Genomic DNA, 11,449 nt, shown 5'->3' with positions numbered 1-11,449 from the left:
AAGCTCCCCCATTAATGATCAATTCTCTCTCTTCCGATATTCCATAGGTGTCATGCCAAACTTCTCCTTAAATTGTCGGCTGAAATAGGGAAGATAACGATAACCAACCTGATCGGCAACTTCATAAATTTTTATCCCGGGTTGATTGAGCAGTTCACATGCTTTCTCCATACGCAGATGCACGAGCAGTTCATTGAAGGTATGACCTGACTTTTCTTTTATTAAAAACCCCATATAGCTAGGCGAGAAAGAAAACTGCAGCGCCATATCTTTAAGGGTAATATTTTCACTCATCCTCTCCTTAATTGACTTCGTGACGCTGCGTATAAACTTGCTGTCTTTCATGACGTTTTTCTTCTGCAGGCGTTCAGAAATTTCATATAAGAGCTTTACAAGCCATGAACGTATATCGTTAATCGTTTCGAATTGCATTAAAACTTCGAGATGGTGAATATCAATACCTAGCAGTTCAAATAAATCCTCATTCATTTCGCTTAAATATTGATCCAGCTTCCATATAATATAGCTGGTCATATGATGAACAGTAAATCTGGAGCGAAGACTAGAAGCCGATGCAAACAAGTTCTCGAATTCGTCGTAAATCCGAACAAGCTCATATCCTTCCATAGCCTTTAATAGTGCTTTCATTCGTGTATCCAGAATCCGAGCGTCCAGCATGCCTGGTTCCGCTCTGACCTCTTCATATTTGATGATATCCCCTTTTCCAAGAAACATCTTGCCTTCAACAGCTTCTATCGCTTGTCGGTAGGATACTTGCAGCTTTTCTATCGAATGAACTGCTTCACCGAGGCCGGTTGTTATCGATACCGTTAGATGCTGCGAAAGCGCATTGCATAACGTTTTGACGGTTTGACCAATAGCTTTGTCTTCCAGCAATATAGCAATGCGTTGAGATGACAGCTTGCAGTATGGCAGCATGCCTATCTTTTGAATCGTTTCATGTACAATTTGAAGAGAGTTGCGCGACCATTCTCTCTGTGAAGATGCGTTCTCGGTTTGTCTCAACGACTGATTATCCAGTTCCATAATCGCAACACGGATAGGCCAGTTCAATTGATCGAAGCCATAGTGTAAAATCAGCTTGGACATGGAAACGCCCTCCGTTGTTTCCAATCCTTCCAACACATGAATCAAAAAGTCGCTTTTGGCAATCGGAATCATTTGTTGATAGGCTTCTTCCACTTCACGCTGCTTGTTCTCCTCATCAAGATCCTGCTTCACCTTTAACAAAGACGACACCAATTCATTGTCATCCATTGGCTTTAGTACATAATTGTAAGCCTTTAAAGATAACGCCTGCTGTACGTAGCTGAACTCCTGATAGCCGCTAACGAATATAATACGCATATTAGGCTTGCGTTCGAGTGCAATTCGGGCAAGCTCAAGTCCTGACATATAAGGCATATTAACATCGCTGACTAATATATCGATGGGCTGCTCATCTATGATTTCGCATGCTGATAATGCATTATTTACGCTGCCCTTCACTTCCATTCCAAGCTCAGACCATGGAATAAACCGTTTCATTCCTTCCAGATCGAGTTCTTCGTCATCGACTAACAATACCTTATACATAAGAGCAGCTCCTTCAAGTTAACAAATTTACGTTACTCTTGATTTAATACTTTTAAGTTTTCTTGCCACTTCGACGTAATAAAATCTAAATAATCTTGAAAACCTGATTCCATCGAATCCTTATGCGCTAAATCCAAAATCTCTAATACCTCTTCATCCGTTTGCCCGTACATCGCATATGAGCGCGCGCTTAACCATATTTCTTTCACCCGGGCAAAGATTCTGCCTTCGTCAGAATTTGGTGTCGGTTGCAAATTGATAAACGGTGTTGCATCCCCCTGAGATTCCCAAGTTACCTTTTGCTGCCAATATGTAGACCAGTTTCGCTTGTCCTCAGGCAATGTTTTTTCATAATCGCTTTTAGTTTGATCGAGATATACGGTGTTGCCAACCCAAATCAACTCGCCAGAGATTGCTTGTATTTCACTCAGCCCATCCGGGTCTGATGTGTATTTGCTCGTAAATTTTGGCGTTATTCCATCTTCTTTGAAGCCATCCCAGTACCCGTTTGGCCCCGGCGGGCCCCACATCTGAACAGCAGAACCTTCCGGCCCTGTCATCCAATCCAGCATAGCGAATATCGCTTCTGGATTTTTTGCGCTTGTCGTTATCGTAGAGACATTCCAGCCAAGCACATTGTATGTGCCAGGATAAATCTTATTCGGATCCAATCCTTCCTTATAAATAGGATCGATAAAGATATAACCATCCTCCTGATTTTTCCTTACAAGCTCTGCATTAGCCAACATCACTTGACGCATAGGGTCCGCACTGGCATAAACCGCCACTTTACCGCTCATAAGCTTCTCACTTACCTGATCATCCGTTTGTGTCCAAGCATCCGAGGTAATCAACCCTTCACGCACAAGCTTTGCTACAAATAATGCCGACTCGCGAAATCCTTCATCTTTATAGATCGATGTCATCTTATCTCCACTCGTTACAGCGTAGTAGCGAGTAAAGCTATAATTATTTTCCTTGAAGGCGGAAAATAATTGATCAATTCCTTGCCCCTCACTGGCAATTCCTGTTTCAAAAGGTACGACGTCAGGATAGTTGGCTTTTACTTTATTGAGGAAATCATAAAGCTCATTTGTCGTAGATAGCTTAGGAGAACCTAATTCCCGATATATTCGTTTATTAACGACATAACCTGCGTTGCCGTACGGTTTATTAGTGTAATAATTTGGAAAATAATAAATATGTCCATCTGGTGCTCGAAGCAAATCTAAAATTTTAGTGCCTGCCCATTTTTTTAAATTTGGATATTTATCTATATAGTTATCGAGCGGTACGAGTAGGCCCGCTTCACGCAAACGTTCCAGATCATAACCGCGATCACCCCAAATGATATCCGGCAGCTGCTTGCTGGCAATCATCTTTCGAAGCTTCTGCTTTCCGTTTCCTTCTACGTCGATTCCTTTGATGTGAATATTAAGATTATCCTTAATCCACTTCGAAGAGGGATCTGCGCCCCACTGCGGCATCGAATAATAACTGTAGTGACCATAAAAAGAAATATCAAGCCTTTCTTTGCCTAGTTCATAGAGCTGATCGGGAGGTAGATTTATTTGTATATCTTCCGTTGTTCCCTCATCAGTTGTTGGAACTGGTTTACTGTCTACTCCACTGCAGGCGACAAGCATACTAACAATGAAATAGACCAACATGAACCGCAGGAACCTCTCTTTCTTCGCGTACACTGACCAAGCACCCCTTATATGAGCAGCATTTTTTGAAAAATCTCCCTTTAATAATATCAAAATAAATGCAAGCTATATATATAAAAGTTAAGTATAACCAAAAATACAGAGATATCCCAAGTGATCCAAATGGATCCCTTGGGATGATCTCTTTCACTATTAAACCTTATTATTCTCCAAGAATAGTTCTGTTAGCATGCCATCTTTCAGTACGCCATTCTAGAAGCTCTTTGTATTTATACGAATTAGCTTTCTTATCAGCTGCATCTAGAATACGATCAACATCTGCATCACTCTTAGCTGTAGTTGATTCTGCTAGAGTCTCAAGAGTAAGATCGACAATTTGTTGTCTGGTATCACCGTATGGAGAATCCGGCTCAATATTAATGTTGGTAAGCGCTGTTGTATCATTAGATGACGGCCAAGTAATATCTCTCTGCCAACGTGCTGCCCAGTTTTGTTTTTCTAATGGCAGTGAATTAACATATTTCAATTTTGCTGGGTCGATATACGATACGTTTCCTACGATGTGAACAACATCGTTTGCAGCTTGAATTGCTGTTACTTCCTCTTCATTGTAGTTTTCAGTGAAGATTGGTTGTTCATTTTCGTCGAAACCTTTCCAGTTGCCGCCCTCAGGTCCGAAGAATGAGATTGTCATGCCTTCAGGTCCTGTCATCCAATCAAGAGCTGCGAAGATTTTTTCTGGATCTTTTGCATGTTTAGTAATCGTCACAACGTTCCAACCAAGTGCATCGTAACCACCTGCAAAGATTTTGTTCTTATCAAGTCCAGCTTTGCGAACAGGCCAAATCATGAAATATCCAGCATTTGGGTCTGCCTTTCTAAGCTCAGAATCTCCGCGTGAAGCAAACGTAGTAACGCCTGATCCTGCATAAACAGCTACTTTACCAGTTACGATTTTTTCCGCAACGACATCTCTTGTTTGTGTCCACCAATCTTGTGCGATTAGCTTCTCACGGTACAATTTTGCAAGGTATTTTTGAGACTCACGGAAAGAAGGATCTGTAAAGAATGAAACGAGCTTATCGTCCTTGATTACGCCTTGTACATCGCTGCTCAATGATTTGTAGAGGTTGTTTTCACCAAATCCTGCGTAAACAACGCCTTGTCCTTGAATTTCAGAACCACGATCCAGTTCCAATGGAATCATATCAGTGTATTTCTCTTTTACTAATTTTAGGTATGCGTACAAATCATCAAATGTTTCAAGTGCTGGCGATCCAAGCTCAGCATACACTTTTTTGTTCACTACATAACCAGCTGTACTAGTTGGTTTCTCTGTGTACCAGTTAGGGAATTTGTACAGCTTGCCATCCGCGGAACGAAGAAGTTCCATGGACTTAGGATTAAGATATTTCTTCAAATTCGGATACTTATCAAGATAAGGATCAAGCGCTACGAGCTGATCATTTGCAATAAGTCTTTCAATATCCGGATTGTAACGATCACCATAAATAACATCTGGCATTTGACTAGAGTCAGCCATAAAGGTCTGCATCAGCTGTGCAGAGTTCCCTTTTGCGTGAATCGGTTTGATCGTTACTTGTTTATTTTCTTTCAGGTATTTCCAAAAAGGGTTTGCATCCATGGTGTCAGGAAAATCTTGCCAGCTGTAGTGCGTATAAGCTGAGAATTCAATCGGGCTAGAACCAAATACCCATGGTTGATCTGCTGGAGCGTCTGTAGCCTCACTCCCTTTATTTGTGTTCGTTGCTGAATCTGTTGCTGCTGGTTTTGGATCATTGCCCCCCGAATTGCTGCATCCTGCAAGTACAGTTACCAGTAGAAACACCGCAGAGACTACCATTAACAGCGGCTTTTTCATTTTCTTCATGCTGATTTTACCCCTCTCATGATTAATATATATGTCCAAAGCGACATTCGCCTTAAACCGCTGGTCAACAAGCTATTCTTTTAGAGATCCAACCATAACACCCTTCATAAAAAATCTTTGAAGAAAAGGATATACAGCGATAATGGGAAGAGACACAATCATAATCATTGCACTAATAAGAGATTTGGAGGTAAGGGCTTTCGATGCCATTTTCTCACTAGCAATGCTGTCATTTCCGATCGCATCCGTTAGAACATTAGAGTTCAATACTTTCCGCAATATCGTTTGAATAGGCAGCAAATCTTGATTAGAAACATAGATCGATGGCGCAAACCAATCATTCCAATGGGCAATGGCCGTAAACAAACCAAGTGTGGCGATTACTGGCATAGACAGCGGGAGCGCCATTTTGAAAAATATTCCCCAGTTGCTGCAGCCGTCAATTTGAGCCGACTCTTCTAATCCCACGGGCAAGCTTTTGAAGAAGGTTCGGAAAACGATCATGTTCCATACACTGATTAGACCGGGAATAATGTAAACAAGGAAACTGTTCATCAAACCGAGTGATTTAATCAATAGAAAAGTTGGAATCAACCCGCCGCCGAAGTACATCGTAAAGATGAAATAAAAGGAATAATAGCCACGACCCATTAAATAGTTTTTGGACATGCCATACGCGAGCAATGCAGTCAAAAATGTTGCTGATATGGTTCCAATGATCGTTCGGCTAAAGGAAATGTAAAATGCATTTAAAATTTTGTCATCTTGAAAAACAATTTCATAATTTGCAAATGTAAACATCCTTGGCCAAAATGTAATGCCGCCTTTGGCTGTATCTGTTCCTTCATTTAACGATACAACGAGTGTATTCCAGAACGGATACAATGCGGAGAAAGCTAACAAAATGAGGAATACATATATGCATACAACCATAGCTCGGTCGTTATAGCTCAAACGCTTGAAAGTCAATTGATTTCGCCCCCAGTTATGAAGTAATGTTCTACCATAAGCCGTTGCCGGACCTACGGGCTAGGTAGTTAGCTGCCGTCAAGAGCAATACGCTTATCACTGCTCTAAATAAACCAACTGCAACACCGTAAGAAAATTTCCCATTCTGCAGGCCGACCCGATATACATAAGTATCAATAACATCCGACACCGGTCTTAGAATTGGATTCTGGGCAAGGATCAATATATCTTCAAAACCAGCACTCAATAAATTCCCCATTGCTAAAATCATAAAGATGATAATAACCGGCATAATCGTTGGTATCGTTATGAGATAAATTTGCTTAAACTTGCTGGCTCCATCAATATCTGCCGCTTCATACAAATGCGGATCTACACCTGCGATTGCAGCAAGGTAAATAATCGAGCCAAAGCCGATTTCCTTCCATACCGTGGTCGAAACCAGTATGCCCCAGAAGTATTCCTTTAGGGACAGGAAGTTGACCGGTTCATCTATCGCTCCAACACCTTCAAGCAGCATATTGACACTGCCGTTTTCAGTTGAAAGCAACGCCATAACCATGCCGCCTACAATAACCCATGACATGAAGTACGGTAGATATGTAATCGTTTGTACGACTCTCTTAAACACCATATGCCTGACTTCATTAAGCATTAGCGCCAATATAATCGGTGCTGGAAAACCTATTAATAGCTTTAAAAGGCTGATCACAAGTGTATTTCTCATGACCGTAGCGATATCAGGTGCAGTAAGGAACGCTTCAAAATGTTTAAAGCCCACCCAAGGGTTATCGAATATTCTCGATCCCGTAAAAAGGTTGTAATCCATAAACGCCGTCAATACACCATACATAGGTATATAGGCAAATACGAATATCAGCAAAATACCCGGCCACACCATCAATTGCACATCCATTTGCTTCATCAGGCGGTTGAAAAAGGTTTTTTTTCTCGGGCTGTTCTCCGGCGGAGTCGCTGTGTACTTTACCTTCGTTGTTGCTTGCGACATGCTCATCCTCCCATAATAAATTGATATAATTTTTGCAAATTAGCACTGAAGCGTCCTGCATCTTCAGCAGCAAATGCCGTTCATTAGGCTCATTTACATTCTAACTCTGTCAAAATGTTGAAACTATATAATAAAAACCCGATTTTTTATACTTTCACAGGCTTTTATGATAAATTCGATCATTTTATTGATTTTTGCAAACAAAATAGGTGAGGATGGTTTCAAAAATGGCCTTAAAATGACAAAAAAAACACGCCTTAAAAGGCGTGTCGTGTATTGTAAAGCTATATGTTCAATCCACCCAAGCTGGCACCTTTAACAAATAATCGCTCGATGCTCTTCAGTACCGAAGGATCTGGAATTAATGGCGGTGCTTGATGCGGTTTAATACGAGCGTCAATAATCAAATTGTCACAAGCCCAATGCTTGTTCTCATAATGACTATTCACGCCATACATATCGTGTGATGGATTGCTGCGCGTAAAGGTAACCCATAGGAAGTTTTTAATCGTCTCGCTAATGAAATGACTATCATCACCCACTATAATCATAGGGCATGAAGAAAGAGCTCCCTTTTCTTGTATAGCATCACATAACGATTTCATTTCCTGCTTAGCACTATCATAACTCATAAATGTAGAGCCTTGGATGACTAAAACTCCCGGCATGACCATACGCGCATGTTCAAATCCGCGTATTTCTTTCAAAACATCGGGTACTTCTGTACATAAATCTCTTTTTTTGTCCCCATATGCTGCGACGACTACTTTACTGCCGCTGTTTAATCCCGTACCCGAATAATCGAGTGTATCAATCGTCGTATTTGTATGGAAATGAATGTCTCGGCTAAGATCGATACGTTCTAGTATATACGTTAAAAAATCCACTTCATCATGTGAATCCAGCGGCCTTTGATCTTCAGCTGTAATAAAAAGGTATTTGGCCAAACTCAGTTGTCCCGTACCCAAAATCCGATTAGCAATGGTGAGCAGCTCTGCCGGCTGTTTCACTTGCTGATACGGGGTGTACCGTTCGCTGCCTATTGCAAAAAGCAGAGGATGAACACCCGCTGCATCTACAGCATGCACTTCCTTTACACCAGGAATTTCTTGTCTAATCGCATCACCTGTCAGCTCATGAATGAGCTCTCCAAACGCAGTATCCTCCTGCGGCGGGCGGCCAACAACGGTAAATGGCCAAATCGCTCCCGGCTTCGCGTACACTTTATGAACTTTCATGACAGGGAAAGGATGAGTAAGACTGTAATACCCCAAATGATCACCAAATGGTCCCTCAGGTTTCGTCTCGCCTTGATGAATTTCTCCCGTTATAACAAAATCAGCATCGTTGCTAATACAGAACCCATCCAAATAACTGTAGCGGAAACGGTGCCCTGACAGCATTCCGGCAACAGTCATCTCAGTCAGCCCTTCCGGCAGCGGCATAACAGCTGCCAGCGTATGTGCTGGAGGGCCACCTACAAAACAGCTTACTTTTAAAGGGATCCCCTTTTTATTCGTTTTATCTTGATGCACGCCGATGCCGCGATGAATCTGATAATGAACACCAATTTCTTTGTTCATTTCATAATCATTGCCGCTCAGCTGTACACGATACATACCCAAATTTGAATTCATAATTCCTGGCTTGTCTGGATCTTCCGTGTAGACTTGAGGCAGGGTTACAAATGCACCGCCATCCATTGGCCAGCTTTGAATAAGCGGCAAATCCGAAATTTGTATTTCCTGCGCAGTTACTGGCAGACTGCCCGACTTCTTAACCGGAAGAGCTTTCCAAGCGGCCAAACCGGTTCTGACATGCTTAAACGGATATTTTAATGCCTTCATGGGATCATTGCGCAGCTCCATCACACTTTGCACCGATTCCCAAGTGTTGCGGAATATGAATTTGCTGCGCTCTACCGTTCCGAACAAATTAGAAACTGCCCGAAATTTAGAGCCTTTTACATTTTCGAATAGCAGTGCTGGACCACCAGCCTCATAAACTTTCATATGGATAGCAGCCATCTCAAGGTAAGGGTCAACTTCTTCTTTTATACGAACCAAATGTCCGTTTTTCTCTAAGTCAATGACACATTCTTCTAAATTGCGATACATTTGAAATTCTCCAATCTCAGCCTGATAGGGTGATCAAAACTCACGCTCTTTTATTAAAATTAATTCATATTGTTGCCTATTGTCAAACGCGAACAAAAACCAAGTGTCATATGCAGCCAAGTATTAGCAAAAAACAAAAATACGCCATAAATGGCGTATTTTTATCATCTTATTAACGAAGTTTATAGTATTGATTATATACTTACTCTACTACAAAAGTATAGGCAGGCATCCTTTAACAGGCGCCTCTCTTGCCTTACAATTCGTTTTTTGCAGTATACAATACAGGCCAAGCTTCGCCCTCGTATATTTCTCCCTCTCTGCCGTTCATCATCTGTGCATTAAAATGATTATTGCCCTTAGCGTCGTATTTATATTTGGTTTCACCCGTCATGAGATGAACCGCCATCGAGCGGCGTGCTTGATCACTCGTATTAGGCCCGCTTCCATGGATGGTCAATGCATGATGAAAGCTTACTTGTCCGGCTTTCATAATAACAGGTACTGTTGAAAACTTTTCGTTTTCCGGGATGTCCATTGCTTGCTGCTGCTTCTCCAAATTTTGCTCGAAGAAATCATTTACATTCAACAAGCCCCACTGGTGGCTGCGCGGCACCATCTGCATACAGCCATTCGATAGATCCACATCCGTAAATGCAACCCAAGCCGTAATGAGCGTCGGACCCGCGCAGCATTGCCAGTAAGCGTAATCTTGATGCCAGCCTACATTTGCTGTTTCCTTGCCTGTACCTCTTCCTGGTTTATACAGCAGTTGATCATGAAACAACCTTATCGTATCCGTCTCCATCAGAGCAGCAGCAATTCCTCCGATCGTAGCGTTTACTGCTACGTTACGAAGTGTCAGATCTGACCAATGCGAATTATCTGTTTTCCTCAGAGCCCGCGGATTATCCTGTCCTTCCAGCCAATTGCATACCGGCGCTTTTCCAGTCTCGTATTCGCCGCGATATAGACGATCCTGATGCACAACAATTTCCGCTAGCTCATCCTCAGAGAAAATAATAGGCGAAATCCAGTAACCATTTTCAGCAAAAAATGTGACATCTTCTTGTGCAGGGAGACAATCTTTACGGAGTTGACCATTCATAGACATATTAAGCACCTCATGCATTCATATTTTAAACATATGATCATTATAAACCGGTTAAATTACGTTGTATTTTTTAATCCCATGCATAGATTTAAAGTTTTTGATCATTATTGCTTGTTGAGATTTTGTGCTGAAAAGGTATAATCGAAGGTAATTGTTTTGAAGAGGAGAAGGGATACGCGAATGAGTGAAAATAAATCATTGAAGAACGAGGTGCCCAAACAACATCTTGTTATTGAAAACGATGGTGAGTTTCGAATCGAATTGCCCTTCGATTCTGATGCGAGCCATATTTATTATCTCGGTGTGAATCATTATGAAAACTGGAGCACATCGATTCATTATCATGATCATTTCGAATTGTGCTACGTGGATGAAGGGTACAGTCAATACAAAATCGATAAAACGGTTTATGAAATTGAGAAAGGCCAGCTCCTGCTTACTAAGCCTGAAGAAATCCATTTCGGGTTAGCAGGGAAACATAAGCCTTTCAAGCTCTATTACATCGGGTTTAGGCTGGAGAGGCTCCACCATTTGTATCCTGAATTTTATCGCATTGGGCTTCAACGAATCGCTCATGATCAAGATAGCCGAGTAAAAGCACTTTTCGAGCATATAATTACCGAAATTAAAAATAAAGCTTATTTAAGCTTGCCCATGGTGGAGGGGTTATTTCAACAGCTGCTTGTGACGACGCTCCGTCATTTTCTTGATCCAGCATTAGCAGCAGAGGCCCCTCCAAGGCCGCTTAACGACGCGATTACTGAAGTAATGAATCAGCTGCATCGTGAGGTTCGCTATAACTATGATCCCGAGCAGCTAGCAAAGTCTATCCATATTAGCCGTTCGCATCTCGCAAGGGAATTCAAAAATGCCGTTGGCATTCCCCTCGGAGAATATGTTCGTCACTTATGCTTGGATAAAGCGAAGTCCGAGCTACGTAGCACGTCGAAAGCGATCTCGCAAATCGCAGAAGAGCTGCAATTCTCATCCATTCATACGTTTAGCATATTTTTCAAACGATTTACAGGGCAAACGCCAACTCTCTATCGCCAATCTACAAAATCTAATCTATAAATAAATACA

At 41.7% G+C, this 11,449-nt stretch carries 8 protein-coding genes; 1 reads left to right on the top strand and 7 read right to left on the bottom strand.

Annotated features, from left to right (window positions below; all coding sequences use genetic code 11):
- Positions 1-18: 18 nt before the first annotated feature.
- The 7 genes from AC1DOV_RS10910 to AC1DOV_RS10880 form a co-directional block, all read right to left on the bottom strand.
- Positions 19-1,596, bottom strand: coding sequence for a response regulator (locus tag AC1DOV_RS10910; RefSeq protein WP_441885363.1), 1,578 nt, complete (start codon positions 1,594-1,596; stop codon positions 19-21).
- Positions 1,597-1,628: 32 nt separating this feature from the next.
- Positions 1,629-3,266: an extracellular solute-binding protein gene (locus AC1DOV_RS10905; protein WP_477550048.1), complete on the bottom strand. Its 1,638-nt coding sequence runs from the start codon at positions 3,264-3,266 to the stop codon at positions 1,629-1,631.
- A 202-nt stretch (positions 3,267-3,468) separates the two neighbouring features.
- Positions 3,469-5,157: a type 2 periplasmic-binding domain-containing protein gene (locus AC1DOV_RS10900; RefSeq protein WP_477549931.1), complete on the bottom strand. Its 1,689-nt coding sequence runs from the start codon at positions 5,155-5,157 to the stop codon at positions 3,469-3,471.
- 72 nt (positions 5,158-5,229) lie between these two features.
- Positions 5,230-6,090 (bottom strand): carbohydrate ABC transporter permease, encoded by an 861-nt coding sequence (locus tag AC1DOV_RS10895; RefSeq protein WP_076270966.1) that lies wholly within the window; start codon positions 6,088-6,090, stop codon positions 5,230-5,232.
- Positions 6,091-6,157: 67 nt separating this feature from the next.
- Positions 6,158-7,135 carry an ABC transporter permease gene (locus AC1DOV_RS10890; RefSeq protein ID WP_441885359.1) on the bottom strand — a complete coding sequence of 326 codons (978 nt, stop codon included), beginning with the start codon at positions 7,133-7,135 and terminating at the stop codon, positions 6,158-6,160.
- 284 nt (positions 7,136-7,419) lie between these two features.
- Positions 7,420-9,252, bottom strand: a complete 1,833-nt coding sequence (locus AC1DOV_RS10885) for a UbiD family decarboxylase (protein WP_477549930.1) — start codon at positions 9,250-9,252, stop codon at positions 7,420-7,422.
- Between the two features lie 256 nt (positions 9,253-9,508).
- Positions 9,509-10,366: a phytanoyl-CoA dioxygenase family protein gene (locus AC1DOV_RS10880; RefSeq protein ID WP_477549929.1), complete on the bottom strand. Its 858-nt coding sequence runs from the start codon at positions 10,364-10,366 to the stop codon at positions 9,509-9,511.
- Positions 10,367-10,546: 180 nt separating this feature from the next.
- Here AC1DOV_RS10880 and AC1DOV_RS10875 point away from each other — a divergent pair, with 180 nt between their 5' ends.
- Complete coding sequence (locus AC1DOV_RS10875) at positions 10,547-11,440, top strand: AraC family transcriptional regulator (RefSeq protein WP_477549928.1); 894 nt, start codon at positions 10,547-10,549, stop codon at positions 11,438-11,440.
- The last annotated feature ends 9 nt before the right edge of the window (positions 11,441-11,449 follow it).

It is taken from the genome of Paenibacillus sp. 01T47, assembly GCF_056398245.1.
The sequence above is the reverse complement of the archived record's forward strand: the minus strand, read 5'-3'. Positions and strand labels throughout refer to the sequence as shown.